The following is a 15,175-nucleotide window of genomic DNA, read 5'->3' as shown; positions in this document are numbered from 1 at the left end:
AAAGCTAAAAAAAAGATTTTATTTTAATGATTTTTGAGCGACGTTGTTTCGTAAATATATTGGTTGTGGGAGTTCAAATGTTGGGTTTTGACCCGACTCAATTGCATGAATCGACAAATCTACCAATTCGGATGCCTCGGGGCATATAGTAAGGTCAGTTAACTCAACATTAGAGGCTGTATGTAATTTATCATAATGAACTGCCCATCCTGTCCCTACCCCCACAAAATCTTCTCCTAAGCAGTCAACATCTTCAGGGCCACAAATTTTCATTTTATTAATAGCACCATGATCATAAACTGCCCAGTAAACCTCTCCCATACGAGCATCAAGCGCAATGGCAATTTTCTCTTTTTTAAGTATTTTAGATGCCCTAAATCCTAACAATTCAAGTGTTGAAAAACCAATGGTAGGAATACTGCATGAAAGCGAAAGCCCCTGCACAACACCAATACACATTCTCACGCCTGTAAAAGCACCTGGGCCCTTTGAATATGCAATTAAATCGATTTCTTTTAATTGTCTTCCTGACACATGAAAAACTTCGTCACAGAGCTTTAAAATTTGTCCAGAGCTTTTGTCAACATTAGTCAGCACTCTACTCGTTCTGACTCCAGAGAAATATAATGAAACTGATGCAACCTCAGTGCAAGTATCTATAGCAAGTATATTCATCAAATTATTCTTTTATAGTTTTTATGCATCGACAAAATCATTTCAACACGTCTTTTAAGGCGATTAGGAAAATTCGCAGGATTGTAATAAGAAGGGCCTTTTAATAAGGCAACAAGCGTAGCCATTTCCTTTAAATTTAAACTACTTACATCTTTGTTAAAATAGTACAAGCTTCCACTAGCGAAGCCATGAAAAGCGGTGGAGCCTTGTTGGGCTAAATATACCGTATTCATATATCTTTCAAGAATGAATTTTTTGTCATATGAGAGCTCTAATAAGATTGCCATCAAAGACTCTTTAGTTTTTCTAGTTAATGTTTGATCTCTTGAGAGTAGTGAATTTTTTATCAGCTGTTGGGTTATTGTGCTTGCGCCTCTAAGCTCTTTTTCATCAAATAAATACCCATATAAAACTCTTAATATTTCCTTAAAATCAACACCGCAATGATTAAAAAATGATTGATCTTCAACCAATAAAAGCATATTAACCAAGTCTTTAGGATAATCATCAAAAGAATACTCAATTTGAATTACATCCTCTATTGACTCTATATCTGAAGAAAATTCATCCTTAACTAAATTATTTAAATATAAAACATACGAAATAAAAATGACAACGCATAATAATAATAGTGTTCGTTTAATCCATGAACTAGTAATTGGTTTCATTTTTTATACTTATGATTTTATTAGCATCAGTAAAAGGACTATTTTCAAGTAAGCTTGAGCAAGAAGAATGAAGCCATTTAAAGTTCGAGCTCTTGGCAATCTTGTGAGCATTTATTGGATTAACACCAGAGCCGGGCATAATTTCGATTTTACCCAGAGCTCTTCTGTGCATATCTTTGAGGACTGATAGACCTTCGTTAGCCGTTTTAAAACCTCCTGAAGATAAAATACAATCAAAACCTAAATTAGTAGCAATGTCTACTGCTGTGACTGGGTCAGCTACTGTGTCAATAGCTCTATGTAAAGTTTTTTTTAACCCAAGAGAATGCTTGACAAGTTTCTCTAGAAAAGTTTGGTCAATCTCCCCATTGACTAACGTAGCTCCAAAAACAACACCTTCAAAGCCAAAAGAACGAGCCATATCAATATCGTTTTTCATTTGTCTTAAATCTATGGATGAATAATGAAAATTACCACTTTTTGGGCGAACCATAACACGCACAGGAATTTCAGCATTTGAAGCATGCTTCATTAAATTAGCTTCTGGAGTTAGTCCGCCATGACTTAGAGAGCTACAAAGCTCTATTCTATCGGCATTACCCTGAATACAGGCCTCCAAACCAGCTAAATTATCAATGCAAACTTCCAGTTTAGTTTCCATATAGTCAAATATAAATAGAGTTATTTTAAACAGTTTATCTCAATGCCTACATAATACGATAACAACATCAAATAATTGATAAATATAGATTAAGTAGTATAAAATACCTCCTTCCTTGCTTGATCAGCTTAAGTTGGCAAGCTTTTTTTAACCCATAAGGAGATGTTAATGAGACATTATGAAATAACCCTCATTGTTCACCCTGATCAAAGCTCTCAGGTAACGACAATGATTGAAAAATACAAAGAATTAATCACTTCAGGTGGTGGCATGGTTCACAGAGATGAAGACTGGGGTCGTAAACACCTCGCCTACCCAATTGATAAAATCTATAAAGCACATTATTTAATGATGAATATTGAGTGTGACAAAGATACTCTCGATAAATTGAACTATAATTTCCGATTCAATGATGCTATTCTTAGAAACTTAATAATTTCTAAAAAAGAGGCTATCACTGAACCATCAGTTATGGTTACAGAATCTGACAAAGATAAAGATCATGGTAAAGACAAAACCAAAGATCGTGTTGCTGACAAGAAATAGGAGATTGCAATGGCTAAAAAACAAGTAACTAAAAGACGTAAATTTCAAATCCCTATCAACCGTTTTTGTCGTTTTACAAAAGCTGGTGTTAAGGAAATCGATTATAAAGATGTTGAAACTTTACTAAGAAACATTGACGAGAGTGGAAAAATAACTCCATCAAGAATAACTGGCACAACCGCTAGATTCCAAAGACAGCTTACTACTGCGATTAAGCGAGCTAGATTCTTGGCGTTAATTCCATATACTGATAAACACAAAAAATAGGAGGCCTCATGAAAGTAATTTTATTAGAAAAAAATGAAAAATTAGGTAGCCTTGGTGATATTGCAAATGTTAAGTCTGGATATGCCCGAAACTATTTAATTCCTCAGGGAAAAGCTAAGCCTGCAAATAAAGCTAATATGGCTACTTTTGAAACAATACGTGCAGATCTTGAAGCTAAAGAACTTGCAGCAATGACAGATGCTCAATCAAAAGAAAATGCCATGTCAGATGTTGTATGTACAATTACAGCGAATGCAGGCGAAGAAGGAAAACTTTATGGTTCTGTTAGTCCGGCTGATATTGCTGAAAATCTTCTTGCACAAGGCTTTGAGGTTGAAAAAAGAGACATTAATATGCCTGAAGCCATAAGAAATATAGGTGAATATGAAGTTACAGTTTCTCTTTATGCAGAAGTTGTTGTGACAGTCAAAGTAATAGTTATCGCTGCGACTGAAGCAGAATAAGTTAATTCAAATTACATAAGTAAGTTAAAATAAAAAGCCCTTTCTGAGGGCTTTTTATTTTTCTAAACTATGCTAATGGATATTGAAAACCCAAAAATACCACCAAATTCAATTGACTCTGAGCAATCAGTTCTGGGTGGCCTTTTATTGCATAATGATTCTTGGGATAATGTAGTTAATATAATTAGCTCCGATGACTTCTATCAAGCCTCTCATCGCATCATCTATGACGCAATAGTTATTCTTCTTGAACATGACAAACCCGCAGACATTCTTACTGTTAAAGAGCAGGTTATTAAGACACATGATGAGGAATCTATTGGAGGTTTTGCTTATCTAGCTCAAATCGCAGAAAATACGCCAAGCGTTTCAAACATTGATGCTTATGCCAAGCATGTAAGAGAGCTTTCAATCTTTAGACAATTAATCAAGATTGGAAGAGAGCTAGCTGATACCGCCTTCCACCCAAAAGATATCGAAGTAAATAATTTACTCGATTTATCTGAGAGAAAAATCTTTGAAATCGCTGAGCAGGTAAGTCGCAATAAGCAAGAAATTACAAATGTAAAAGATATTATCAAAGACGTTGTTAATCGCGTTCATGAAATGCAAGAAAAGAAAGGCTTTAAGGGAACTGAGACTGGTTTTTCTGAATTAGACAAATTAACATCAGGACTCCAAAATGGTGATCTTATTATTATTGCAGGAAGGCCAAGTATGGGTAAAACAGCTCTATCAATGAATATTGTAGAGCATGTTGCTATTCATAATTCAACGCCTGTTGCGGTTTTTAGTCTTGAGATGCCGATGGAACAATTAGTAATAAGGATGATTTCATCTTTTGGACGAATAGATTCAAGTAAGTTACGTGATGGCGATATGTCTGAAATTGATTGGAATAGCTTTAATCATGCTGTAAGGGCTTTTGAAGAGAATACAATTTTGATTGATGAAACGCCTTCAATCACTCCAACTGAAATTCGCGCAAAATGTAGAAGACTCAAAAGAAAATATCCTGACCTTGGCTTGATCATGATAGATTACTTACAATTAATGACTGTTCATGGAAAGTCAGAAAATAGAGTTCAAGAAATCTCAGAAATTTCACGCTCATTAAAAGCACTTGCTAAAGAAATTAATGTTCCAGTGATTGCACTCTCTCAGCTTAATCGAGGTGTAGAGTCGCGCACAAAAACTGGTAAAGGAAGAATACCTCAAATGGCTGATTTACGTGAATCTGGGTCTATTGAGCAAGATGCTGATATTATTGGATTTATATATCGTGATGAAGTTTATCATGATGATGCTTATACTAATCCAGAAGAAGTGGGAAAGGCTGATTTAAGAATAGCGAAGCATAGAAATGGTGCCACTGGGAATATAAAACTAGCCTTTGTAGGCCAGTATTCTAAATTTGAAGATTTAGCCTTTGAAGATAGATTTCAGGGTGTAAGTGATGATCAAATGGATGCATCCTATGTTAAAAATATGACAAATTTTGATCAAGGGGACTTCTAAAGCCTCTTTAAAAAATCTTTCAAACGAGATTCCATGAACAACTCCTTTATTCAAATCAGTGATTGTCACATAGATGATGAAAAAAATGTTTGGGGTACTGACTCTCAAAAAAATTTAAACTCTATAGTCAATAGTATTTCTAATAGAAATTATAATGCACTAATAATTAGTGGTGATTTGGCTCATAATGGAACTGCCTCTTCCTACTCAATACTTAAAGATATAATTCACCCAATTAGTGATAATCTAGTTATTCTCCCCGGAAATCATGATAATAAATTAAATTTATCCTCAGCATTTAGTGAGCATTATTTACCAAAACTAACAATTGCAGATTGGGAAATAATTTCTATAGATTCTGTTCAAGAAAATAAAACTAGCGGTTTTTTAAATAAAGCAAAACTTGAATTACTAACTAAAAAAATTTCATCTTCGACTAAAAAATTTATTGTTCTTTGCCTTCATCATCCTCCAGTTTCTATGGAAAGTAATTGGGATGATAAAAAATCCTTAGAGAACTCGAATGATTTTTTTCATACTATAGATAAGTTTAATAGCATTAAAGCGATTATTTGGGGTCACGCTCATCAAGGCTCTGAATTTTATAGAAATGATGTAAAGCTCTTTTCATGTCCATCGACAACACTTCAATTTAATGGTCCTGAAATGATTGGCTATAACCACTTCAATCTGAGTGATAAAGGTGAAATTAATTGTGAGACAGTGTGGCTATGACAAACGATCAAATACTTAATAAGTTAATATACAACCAAAAAAAAGTAACTTACTCAAATATATCTGATATTTTCGAGCTTAACTTTAAAAAAATTTCTAGACTTATACCTCTTCTACCTTCTATTAAGGATGACTTTGTTGGAATAAAAAAACCATCTAATGACCTGTTTTTACTTTGTCATAATAAGGCCCCGTATACTGGTTCATATACATTAACTCACAAGATTAAGTCTCAAGAGGTAATTATTAATCGGCCAGATATTTGTTTCAAGATTTATTTTGATGCAAGACTTTTAGAGGTTACCTCAATCTGCAAAGAAACAAGAATTAATGACTCTCATCCTTTAATTACTGACTGTAGTGATCTAGCCTTTCAATTAGAGCTTAATCTCTTCATGCTAAGATGGCTAGATTATTGTTTGGAAAGGTACAATGGTGCTGAATGGTCAAAAAGCAAATAAAAACTGAAAGCACGAAATTAGTCATTGCAATCTCCTCAAGGGCATTGTTTAATCTTGATTACTCACACCAAATTTTTAAAAATGAAGGCATCAAGGCATACGCAAAACACCAACAAGAAAATGAGCAAGTAGTTCTTGAACCAGGCGTAGGGTTTACTTTGGTTAAAAAGTTACTTAAATTAAATAGTAAAACAACGCCAATTGATGTCATCTTACTTTCAAGAAATAGTGCTGATACAGGCCTGAGAATTTTTAACTCAATCGAGCATTATGGTTTAAATATTTCAAGAGCAGCGTTTACTCGTGGTGAAAGTACCCACCCTTTTGTTGGTGCCTTTGAAGCGGACTTGTTTCTGTCTAGTAACTATAATGATGTTCAAAAAGCTTTAAAGTCAGGCTATGCAGCTGCATCAATTATTGAGTCAAAATCAAACCATAGTCATCCCTCACAACTCAGAATTGCCTTTGACGGGGATGCCGTTATTTTTTCAGATGAATCTGAAAAAATATTTCAAGAGAAGGGTCTTGAAGCTTTTCATGAAAATGAAGTCCTGTCTGAAAAAATTAAACTAAAAGCTGGTCCATTTAAATCTTTTCTGGTCTCTTTACAAAAAATTCAATCAACATTTCCTGAAGAAAATAATCCTATAAGAACTGCATTAGTTACTGCAAGATCGGCCCCAGCGCATAAAAGAGTTATTCACACCATGAGAGAATGGGGGATACGCATAGATGAGTCATTTTTTCTTGGTGGTCTTGAAAAAGGTGTCTTTCTAAGAGAGTTTGGAGCAGATATTTTTTTTGATGATCAGCAGCAGCATTGTGACTCAGCATCTCAGTATGTTTCTACTGGTCATGTCCCAAGTGGAATCAAAAATTTATAGCATTTTAAATAGAACTTAATTATTGCTTAAACTCACCATGAGATTTAATTGGTAAAATACGAATTATTATTATTTAAAGTTTACTGATGTCAAATAAAATCCAAGCCATTCGAGGAATGAATGATCTGTTGCCAGCAGACTCCACCCTTTGGAGTTCTTTGGATGAAACTATTAGTAATCTCCTTATCTCTTACGGCTATAAATATTGCCGAACTCCAATTGTTGAAAGTACTGAAACTTTTTCTCGTGCAATTGGAGAAGTGACAGACATTGTAGAAAAAGAGATGTATACATGGGAAGACAATAATGGTAACTCTTTAACTTTAAGGCCTGAAGGCACAGCTAGCGTAGTTAGAATGATGATTGAGCATAATTTACCGCGCGAAGGAATACAAAAGGTTTTTTATAATGGCCCAATGTTTAGGCATGAAAGACCTCAAAAGGGAAGATACCGACAATTCCATCAAGTAGGGGCAGAAGTTTTTGGAGCTTCTGATGCCAAAATTGATGCTGAATTAATATCTATTACAGATTCACTCTGGAAATCTCTTGGAATCACTGCAAGATTAGAAATTAATTCACTAGGTTCAAAAGAAAGTCGATTCGCTTATAGAAATATTCTTACAGCCTTTTTTAATGAAAATATAAGCCAACTGGATGAAGATAGTTTGCGTCGATTAAAGTCAAATCCTTTAAGAATTTTGGATAGTAAAAATAAAGACCTTGAGTTATTAATTTCAAATGCTCCCAAAATGATTGATCATTTAGATGATGAATCTAAAGAACACTTTACTATTTTAAAAACCTATTTAGATAATCTAGATATTCCTTATGAGGTTAACCCAAAACTTGTAAGGGGATTAGACTACTACAATCAAACTGTATTTGAGTGGATTTCAAACGATTTAGGGGCGCAAGGCACTATTTGTGGTGGTGGGAGATATGATGGTTTAGTTGAAAAAATGGGTGGTAGTCCTACACCAGCAATTGGCTTTGCAATGGGCTTAGAGAGAATAGCTCTTCTAATTCAAGACAAAAAAAGTCAGATTGTTAACAAGAGGTGTCAACTCTATTTTGTTGTTCTAGGTGATAAGGCGCAGATTGAGTCAATGAAGCTGTCCAAAAAAATTCTTCAGGTACTCCCTAATATTACACTTAGTAATGACTTAAGCATGGGAAGCTTAAAAAGCCAAATGAAAAAAGCAGATAAGTCTAATGCTGACTTTGCTTTAATTCTTGGAGAAGAGGAGTTATCAAATAATCAGTTAAGTATTAAGCCCTTAAAAGGCCAAGGAGTCCAGCAATCGATTGAGCTTGAGGGTATCATTCAGCATCTTCAGGAGATATTATGAAAAATTTTATAGAAATTAGTGACACGGAAGAAGAACAAGTCGACAAAATTAAAAAATGGTGGAATAGTAACGGCAAGCAAATTATTGGTGGAGCAGTTCTTGGTCTTGCAGGAGTATTTGGCTGGAATTCATATGGTGATTATCAAGATAATCAAGCTTTGAATGCTAGAACTTTATATTTAAGTTATGCTTCAGATTCCACTAATATTGGAGCTTACGATAAGCTTATTAAGGACCACTCTTCAAGTAGTTACGCTGATCAAGCAACGTTCTTAATGGCTAAATATTTATTTGAAGCTGGTAATTATGTTCTTGCTCTAGACGCTCTAAAGCCTTTAATAAGTCGTGAAAATGTTGTTATAGCTTCAACTGCTATTTTAAGATCCGCTTCACTTCACTTACAGCTTGGCGAACATAATAAAGCACTTGCAATTCTTGATGTTGATGCTGGGGAAGGATTTTCTGGTTTATTTTACAATCTTACTGGTGATATTTATTTAGATCTTAGCAACAAAGAAGAAGCTAAAAAATACTATAGCCTTGCAATCGAAAATATTACTGCTAACTCAAGCCTTACTCAACTAATTCAGATTAAGTTAGACGATCTGAATTGATATAATTTTTTTAGAAAATTGTGAGCTACCCCATCATCTCATTGGTTGGCAGGCCTAATGTAGGCAAGTCGACACTATTTAATCGTCTTAGCAAGTCTCGTCAGGCGCTTGTTTCTGATTTTGAAGGTTTAACGCGTGATCGTCAATACGTGAATATCGAACTTGAAGATGACATTCATTGCACAATTGTTGATACTGGCGGTATGACACACGAAGAATCAGTTATTGATTCTGGGATACATGCTCAAGTACTCAATGCGCTTAATGAGTCTGATGTAATCTATTTTATTGTCAGCAATAAAGATGGCGTTACTTCCCTTGATCTAGATATTGCTTCTCAGCTGAGAAAACTCCGCAAAAATATTATCTTAGTATGCAATAAGGCCGAAGGTTTAAATAAAAGTTCAGCTGCAGAATTTTATGAACTCGGACTAGGGGATCCTTGCCTTATATCAGCTGAGCATAATCAAGGAATTCCAGATCTCATTGAAAAAACAATTCCTCTTCTTCCCGCTGCAACAGAAGACATAATCCCAGAAGTTAAGGGAATTGCAGTAGCTGTTTTGGGCAGACCTAATGTTGGTAAATCAACACTCATAAACCGTATATTGGGTGAAGAAAGGGTTATGGCGGTTGACCTTCCTGGAACAACTCGTGACTCGATTTTTATCCCTTTTGAGCGAGAAGGACAGCAGTACACCTTAATTGATACAGCTGGAATAAGGCGCAAAAGAAGTGTCAGCCATAAAGTTGAAATTTTTAGTATTATTAAAGCTAAAGATGCCATTGAAGATTCACATGTTGTGGTTCTAGTTTTAGATGCTCACGAAGGCGTGACTGAACAAGATGCTACTCTTTTAGGAATGATAGCAGACAAAGGTCGTGCACTTTTAATAGTAATTAATAAGTGGGATGGTTTGGATGATTATCAAAAAAGCGAAGTAAAAAGAAAACTTGATATTAAGCTTTCATTTATAAACTATGCCTCAGTTCATTATATTTCAGCCCTTCATGGATCTGGTGTTGGAAAATTATTTGGACCCATTAAAAGATCTTTTGAGAATGCTGGTGGAAGACACCCAACTTCACAACTTAATAGAATTCTAGAACAAGCTAATAAAGCCCACTCTCCTCCCCCTGTTGCTGGCAGACGACTTAGATTAAAGTTTGTAAATCAATCTGATGTTTTTCCACCAACTTTTACCTTTCATGGTAATCATGTTGATAGCGTTCCGAGTAGCTATGAACGATTTTTAAAGAATTTCTTTATTACATCTTTAAAACTTACAAATACACCTGTAAAAATCCAATATAAGAGTGGTGAAAATCCATTTAAAGATAGGAAAAATATTCTTTCAGCCCGACAAGTCCAAAAAAAGAAACGCCTAATGAGATTCGTTAAAAAGAAATAAACTTAAAATGTAACAAAGTTAAAGTTGTGATTATTATCAGAACCTTTGGACTGAGAATTCAGAAATTGGAAGTGGGGGCTTAGACTTAGTAATAATCGACTCAACAATTTCTGCGGTAACTGGCGCCAAAGTTAGCCCAATATGACCATGTCCAAAGGCATAAATAATATCATTACCTTTACTAGATTGAGAAATAACTGGTTTACTATCTGGAATTGATGGACGAAAACCCAGCCACTCCCTGCTTGGTTTTCCTAGGTCTGGAAAAAAACTTAAAGCTCCTTTTTCTAAGTGGCTTACTCTATGCCTTGAGATTTCTGGGCTGAGCCCTCCAAGTTCAACAGTACCAACAACTCTTAATCTTCCAGTCATTGGAGACATATAAAATCCGTTCTCTGCAGAGCAACAAGGTCTATTTAATAATGGATCTTTCATATCATATTCAACATGGTATCCACGCTCAGCATCTAAAGGAATATAGTCCCCAGCCTGTTTTGCAAATTTCTTGGAGTATGCCCCAGCCGCTATAACTAGATGCTTGGTTATAATTTCTGATTTATCTGCTAAGGTTACTTTAACTCCCTCACTAGTCCTATCAATTCTATTAGCTTCTTTCTTAATAACTTGACATCCTTTTTTAACACTTGCATCTAACAATAATTTTGTCATTTTTCCAGGGTCGCTCATATAAGCTCCATCTGGGAAATAAGATGCACCGCCCTCAGAAAAATTCAAATTTGGCTCTAGCTTATTTAGCTCTGATGGATTTAACATTTCAGCATTTAAACCATACTTCTTCCGATTATTAATATCCTTCAAGCCAGACTCATAGGAAGAATCTGTTTTATACAAGTAGATATTGCCATTCCTATTTAATAAAGATTTGCCATTTATCTGATCTGCAAGTTCTTCCCAGCGAAGTCGTGAGTTTGCCAAAAGATCTGTAATTGCCTGGGCGTTTTTAGCAGCTTGCTTGGGCATAGATTGGTACAAAAATCTAATTAACCATGGCGCTAATGAGAGAATTTCAGTGCGCTTTACAGAAATAGGACTATTTTTATTAAACAATAAAGATGGTAGTTTTTTTATAATTTCAGGAGAACCAACAGGAAGAACCGCATATTCAGCTATTGTTCCAGCGTTACCATAAGAGGTTCCAGTTCCTGGCTCTTCAGGGTCTAAAAGAATTATCTCTCTGCCAGTATTTAGCATCTTTAGGGCAATGGTTAGGCCTATTACTCCTCCACCCAAAATAACTACATCAGTTTTTATCATTGGACAAGATTTTAATAACTATTAACAATGTTTAAAGTTTAATACAAATAAAATCTAAGAGAGTATTAGATTATGAGCTTGTTTTGCTGCCTTGATAAAACTTTCAAATAGAGGATGACCATCTCTAGGCGTAGAAGTAAATTCTGGATGAAACTGGCAAGCGATAAACCAAGGATGACCTTTAATTTCAACCATTTCAACTAACAAGCCATCAGAAGACCTTCCTGAAATTTTAAGGCCGGCCTCTTCAATTTTAGAGATAAGATTATTATTAACTTCGTATCTATGGCGATGTCTCTCTACTACTTTATCTAAGCCATAAATTTTTTGAGAATGACTGCCCTTAACTAGCTCACACTCTTGACCACCGAGCCTCATAGTTCCGCCTAAGTGTGACTCTGAATCACGTTTTTGAGTTTCACCATTTTCATCTTGCCACTCAGTAATAAGCCCTATTACAGGATAATCTGTGTTTTCATCAAATTCTGTACTGTTTGCTCCATCCATTTGCGCCATATTTCGAGCAAACTCAATTACAGCAACTTGAAGGCCTAAGCAAATTCCTAGGAAAGGAATGTTATTTTCACGAGCAAACTGAACTGCTTTAATCTTTCCTTCTATACCGCGTAATCCAAAGCCACCAGGCACTAGTACTGCGCTCATTTTACTTAAGGCGCCAGCACCATTTTTTTCGATCTCTTCAGAATCAAAATAATGAATATTTACCTTCGTCTGCGTATGAACTCCAGCATGAATTAATGCTTCTGATAGAGATTTATAGGACTCTGTTAAATCCATATACTTTCCAACCATAGCAATATCAACGCTATGATTAGGTCTCTCTAATTTTGAAACAACATTTTTCCACTCTGACAGGTCTGCTGCTCCACATTTAAGTCCTAATTTTGATACAACAACATCATCAAGACCCTGCTCATGAAGGTCTTCAGGAACCTTGTAAATAGTGTCTTTATCCAAAGACATAAAAACTGAATTCTCAGCAACATTTGTAAATAAAGCAATCTTCTTACGGTCTGAGTCTTCTAATGCATACTCTGATCTGCAAATAAGGATATCTGGCTGAATTCCAATACCTCGAAGCTCTTTTACAGAGTGCTGAGTTGGTTTAGTCTTTAGCTCACCTGCGACCTTAATATAAGGAAGAAGCGTTAAATGAATGAATAAAGTATTTTCACGTCCAAGCTCCAAGCTCATCTGCCGAATAGCTTCTAAAAATGGAAGGGATTCAATATCACCAGCTGTTCCACCAATCTCTACAAGGGCTACATCTGCATCATCGACACCCTCCTTCATTAATTTTTTTATTTCATCTGTAATATGAGGAATGATTTGAACCGTAGCACCAAGATAATCACCTCTTCTCTCACGCTCTATGACATTTTGATATACCCTTCCGGCTGTAAAGTTATTCTTTTTCCCGAGTTGAGTACGAACAAATCGTTCATAGTGGCCTAAGTCTAGATCAGTTTCAGCACCGTCATTGGTGACAAAAACCTCGCCATGTTGAAATGGACTCATTGTTCCAGGATCAACATTTATGTAAGGATCTAATTTTAGGAGGGTAATGTTAAGGCCGCGTGTTTCTAGAATTGAAGCCAGAGAGGCGGAAGCGATTCCCTTCCCTAAAGAAGAAACAACACCACCAGTTATAAAGATGTATTTTGTCATGAAAAACTAACAAAGTTTGAAATAGTTATGATACACAAAATTAGGTAGAATATGGGCACATCAAAACAAACAAATCACGATGGGTTATAGACATTTTTTAAAGAAACTTTTTCCATATCTCAAAAACCATATAGGAAAACTGACTTTCACATCATTAATGATGATTATGGCAACGGCTTTAGAAGCCACAATCCCTGAAATTACGGGTCAAATAGTTGATACACTATTTACAACTGAGCGCTCAAATGCCTCTGCTAAATTTTACTCTATTGCTTTATTTAGTATCATTTCTATAAGTTCACTATGTACTTTAATTGCCCTTAGTGCAGGCTCATGGATTTCAAATAAAGTTATTTTAGATCTTAGAGTTGATATGTTTTCCAAGCTTATTAGACTACCTAAATCTTACTTTGACAAAAATACAACTGGTCAAACTTTATCCAAACTAACTTATGATGTTGAGCAAATTTCAGAAGCAGCTTCAACTATATGGTTAGAACTCATTAAATCTTCATTTACAGTAGTAATATTAACCACTTATTTATTTTATAAAAACTACCTTCTTAGCCTCACTCTATTGGTATTGTTGCCTCTTATTTATTTTGCTGTAAAGCTCTCTACATATAGAATTAAAAATGCATCAAAAAAAGTTCAAGACTCTATGGGGAAAATGACTCATCTTTTAGACGAGAACATTTCTGGAAATGACCTTATTAAAGTTTACAATGCGCAAAAAAGTGAGCAGAATAAATTTTATAAAATTATTAATACAATTCGCCAGCAATGCTTTAAAGTTGACTTAGCAGCAGGCTTAAATACTTCAATTGTTAATATTCTAATAGGCCTTTGTTTAGGATCTGTTGTTTATCTATCTTCAAGCTACTTGATAATGAGTGCTGGAGATTTTTTGGCTTTTTTTACTGCTATGGGCATGCTAGTTAAGCCTGCAAAAACCCTTGTTAATATTAATAAACCCCTCCAACAAGCAATAGTTGCAGGAACAAGTGTCTTTAGCTTGATTAATGAAAAAGCAGAAGATAATTTAGGTGAAGAATTACTACATAAAATAAATGGGGACATATGCTTTAAAAATGTAAATTTTTCTTATAATGATGATAAAGCGTCACTAAAAGATATAAATTTAACAATAAAACAAGGTGAAACTATCGCTCTTGTTGGCTCAACTGGAAGTGGCAAAACAACTTTAGTTAATCTTTTAATACGCTTTTATAAGCCATCAGATGGAATAATTTTAATTAACAATAAAAACATAAATAGCTTTGACTTAGAGTCTTTCAGATCAAATTTTTCTTTTGTTGATCAAAATGTAAGACTATTTAATGAAACTATTAGTGGCAATATCGCCTTCGGTCAGAAAGATAAAATGCCTATGAATTCAATTATTAATGCAGCAAATGTGTCAAATTCAATCGAATTCATTGAGAAGCTTGAGCATAAATTTGACTCTGATATTGGAGAAGATGGTATTACCCTATCAGGGGGTCAACGCCAAAGACTCTCTATTGCAAGAGCTATTGCTAAAGACAGCCCTATTTTAATTCTTGATGAAGCAACCTCAGCCCTTGATTCTTCAACTGAAAAGTCTGTCCAATCAGCAATCACAAAAATGCAGAAAGGGCGAACCACTATCATTATTGCTCATCGATTAAGTACAATCCAAAATGCGGATCGTATTATTGTTTTAAAAGAAGGTAAGATTATTGAACAAGGATCTCATAATGACCTCATTAAAGCCTCTGGAGAATATGCAAAACTTAATCAACAGCAACTCTAATAATTAAATTAACCTGATTTATCTTTTATGCGACCTAGTGCATTTGTTAAATCTAACCCCACTTGAACTTTTATAGATGGAGTAAGTATTGTGTTTTTCATCTCCAATACGCCATAAAAATATACTTAACCGTTATAAAGCATCTCTATCTTTCTAGAT

At 34.8% G+C, this 15,175-nt stretch carries 16 protein-coding genes; 11 read left to right on the top strand and 5 right to left on the bottom strand.

From position 1 onward, the window contains the following. Positions 1–18: 18 nt before the first annotated feature. From tsaB to ABXT49_RS03030, 3 genes are read right to left on the bottom strand one after another with little or no spacing between them, the layout of a single operon-like run. Positions 19–675 (bottom strand): tRNA (adenosine(37)-N6)-threonylcarbamoyltransferase complex dimerization subunit type 1 TsaB, encoded by a 657-nt coding sequence (gene tsaB, locus ABXT49_RS03040; RefSeq protein ID WP_416653085.1) that lies wholly within the window; start codon positions 673–675, stop codon positions 19–21. Beyond that, positions 675–1,343, bottom strand: a complete 669-nt coding sequence (locus tag ABXT49_RS03035) for a transglycosylase domain-containing protein (protein ID WP_416653083.1) — start codon at positions 1,341–1,343, stop codon at positions 675–677. The genes tsaB and ABXT49_RS03035 overlap by 1 nt, the downstream gene beginning before the upstream one ends. Next, positions 1,327–2,004, bottom strand: a complete 678-nt coding sequence (locus tag ABXT49_RS03030) for a copper homeostasis protein CutC (RefSeq protein WP_416653081.1) — start codon at positions 2,002–2,004, stop codon at positions 1,327–1,329. The genes ABXT49_RS03035 and ABXT49_RS03030 overlap by 17 nt, the downstream gene beginning before the upstream one ends. A 168-nt stretch (positions 2,005–2,172) precedes the next feature. Between ABXT49_RS03030 and rpsF the strand changes: the two genes are divergently transcribed. The 10 genes from rpsF (at position 2,173) to der (ending at position 10,257) form a co-directional block, all read left to right on the top strand. Beyond that, positions 2,173–2,550, top strand: a complete 378-nt coding sequence (gene rpsF / locus ABXT49_RS03025) for a 30S ribosomal protein S6 (RefSeq protein WP_271537518.1) — start codon at positions 2,173–2,175, stop codon at positions 2,548–2,550. 9 nt (positions 2,551–2,559) lie between these two features. Beyond that, positions 2,560–2,817, top strand: a complete 258-nt coding sequence (gene rpsR, locus ABXT49_RS03020) for a 30S ribosomal protein S18 (protein ID WP_271537519.1) — start codon at positions 2,560–2,562, stop codon at positions 2,815–2,817. Between the two features lie 8 nt (positions 2,818–2,825). Further along, a complete protein-coding gene (gene rplI / locus ABXT49_RS03015; RefSeq protein WP_416653079.1) occupies positions 2,826–3,281 on the top strand; it encodes a 50S ribosomal protein L9 in 456 nt (151 codons plus the stop codon). 75 nt (positions 3,282–3,356) lie between these two features. Further along, a complete protein-coding gene (gene dnaB / locus ABXT49_RS03010; protein ID WP_271537521.1) occupies positions 3,357–4,799 on the top strand; it encodes a replicative DNA helicase in 1,443 nt (480 codons plus the stop codon). A 33-nt stretch (positions 4,800–4,832) separates the two neighbouring features. Beyond that, positions 4,833–5,534: a metallophosphoesterase family protein gene (locus ABXT49_RS03005; protein WP_416653076.1), complete on the top strand. Its 702-nt coding sequence runs from the start codon at positions 4,833–4,835 to the stop codon at positions 5,532–5,534. Further along, positions 5,531–5,995 carry a DUF1249 domain-containing protein gene (locus ABXT49_RS03000; RefSeq protein WP_416653074.1) on the top strand — a complete coding sequence of 155 codons (465 nt, stop codon included), beginning with the start codon at positions 5,531–5,533 and terminating at the stop codon, positions 5,993–5,995. Before ABXT49_RS03005 ends, ABXT49_RS03000 begins: the two co-directional genes overlap by 4 nt. Beyond that, positions 5,977–6,879: a 5'-nucleotidase gene (locus ABXT49_RS02995; RefSeq protein ID WP_271541173.1), complete on the top strand. Its 903-nt coding sequence runs from the start codon at positions 5,977–5,979 to the stop codon at positions 6,877–6,879. Before ABXT49_RS03000 ends, ABXT49_RS02995 begins: the two co-directional genes overlap by 19 nt. Before the next feature lie 86 nt (positions 6,880–6,965). After that, positions 6,966–8,231, top strand: a complete 1,266-nt coding sequence (gene hisS / locus ABXT49_RS02990; RefSeq protein ID WP_416653073.1) for a histidine--tRNA ligase — start codon at positions 6,966–6,968, stop codon at positions 8,229–8,231. After that, on the top strand, positions 8,228–8,845 hold the full coding sequence (locus tag ABXT49_RS02985) for a YfgM family protein (RefSeq protein ID WP_416653070.1): 618 nt from the start codon (positions 8,228–8,230) through the stop codon (positions 8,843–8,845). Before hisS ends, ABXT49_RS02985 begins: the two co-directional genes overlap by 4 nt. Positions 8,846–8,865: 20 nt before the next feature. Next, on the top strand, positions 8,866–10,257 hold the full coding sequence (gene der / locus ABXT49_RS02980; RefSeq protein ID WP_416653068.1) for a ribosome biogenesis GTPase Der: 1,392 nt from the start codon (positions 8,866–8,868) through the stop codon (positions 10,255–10,257). A gap of 36 nt (positions 10,258–10,293) precedes the next feature. On the opposite strand, the gene ABXT49_RS02975 is transcribed toward der, so the two are convergent. Together ABXT49_RS02975 and ABXT49_RS02970 are read right to left on the bottom strand one after the other, a co-directional pair. Next, the gene (locus ABXT49_RS02975; protein WP_416653065.1) at positions 10,294–11,532 is read right to left on the bottom strand and encodes an NAD(P)/FAD-dependent oxidoreductase; all 1,239 of its coding nucleotides are present in this window, start codon (positions 11,530–11,532) and stop codon (positions 10,294–10,296) included. Positions 11,533–11,586: 54 nt separating this feature from the next. Continuing rightward, a complete protein-coding gene (locus tag ABXT49_RS02970) occupies positions 11,587–13,221 on the bottom strand; it encodes a CTP synthase (RefSeq protein ID WP_416653063.1) in 1,635 nt (544 codons plus the stop codon). 166 nt (positions 13,222–13,387) lie between these two features. Between ABXT49_RS02970 and ABXT49_RS02965 the strand changes: the two genes are divergently transcribed. Next, entirely contained in the window at positions 13,388–15,016 is a 1,629-nt protein-coding gene (locus ABXT49_RS02965; RefSeq protein WP_416653061.1) for an ABC transporter ATP-binding protein, read from the top strand. Positions 15,017–15,175: the final 159 nt, after the last annotated feature.

This window comes from Candidatus Pseudothioglobus sp. Uisw_086 (assembly GCF_048085745.1).
GTDB lineage: Bacteria > Pseudomonadota > Gammaproteobacteria > PS1 > Pseudothioglobaceae > Pseudothioglobus.
This window is presented reverse-complemented; position numbering and strand designations above follow the sequence as displayed.

Excerpts from the sequence above, each read along its gene's own strand:
- tsaB (WP_416653085.1), bottom strand. The coding sequence starts at position 675 with ATGAATATACTTGCTATAGATACTTGCACTGAGGTTGCATCAGTTTCA.
- ABXT49_RS03035 (WP_416653083.1), bottom strand. The coding sequence starts at position 1,343 with ATGAAACCAATTACTAGTTCATGGATTAAACGAACACTATTATTATTA.
- ABXT49_RS03030 (WP_416653081.1), bottom strand. The coding sequence starts at position 2,004 with ATGGAAACTAAACTGGAAGTTTGCATTGATAATTTAGCTGGTTTGGAG.
- rpsF (WP_271537518.1), top strand. The coding sequence starts at position 2,173 with ATGAGACATTATGAAATAACCCTCATTGTTCACCCTGATCAAAGCTCT.
- rpsR (WP_271537519.1), top strand. The coding sequence starts at position 2,560 with ATGGCTAAAAAACAAGTAACTAAAAGACGTAAATTTCAAATCCCTATC.
- rplI (WP_416653079.1), top strand. The coding sequence starts at position 2,826 with ATGAAAGTAATTTTATTAGAAAAAAATGAAAAATTAGGTAGCCTTGGT.
- dnaB (WP_271537521.1), top strand. The coding sequence starts at position 3,357 with ATGGATATTGAAAACCCAAAAATACCACCAAATTCAATTGACTCTGAG.
- ABXT49_RS03005 (WP_416653076.1), top strand. The coding sequence starts at position 4,833 with ATGAACAACTCCTTTATTCAAATCAGTGATTGTCACATAGATGATGAA.
- ABXT49_RS03000 (WP_416653074.1), top strand. The coding sequence starts at position 5,531 with ATGACAAACGATCAAATACTTAATAAGTTAATATACAACCAAAAAAAA.
- ABXT49_RS02995 (WP_271541173.1), top strand. The coding sequence starts at position 5,977 with ATGGTCAAAAAGCAAATAAAAACTGAAAGCACGAAATTAGTCATTGCA.
- hisS (WP_416653073.1), top strand. The coding sequence starts at position 6,966 with ATGTCAAATAAAATCCAAGCCATTCGAGGAATGAATGATCTGTTGCCA.
- ABXT49_RS02985 (WP_416653070.1), top strand. The coding sequence starts at position 8,228 with ATGAAAAATTTTATAGAAATTAGTGACACGGAAGAAGAACAAGTCGAC.
- ABXT49_RS02975 (WP_416653065.1), bottom strand. The coding sequence starts at position 11,532 with ATGATAAAAACTGATGTAGTTATTTTGGGTGGAGGAGTAATAGGCCTA.
- ABXT49_RS02970 (WP_416653063.1), bottom strand. The coding sequence starts at position 13,221 with ATGACAAAATACATCTTTATAACTGGTGGTGTTGTTTCTTCTTTAGGG.
- ABXT49_RS02965 (WP_416653061.1), top strand. The coding sequence starts at position 13,388 with ATGGCAACGGCTTTAGAAGCCACAATCCCTGAAATTACGGGTCAAATA.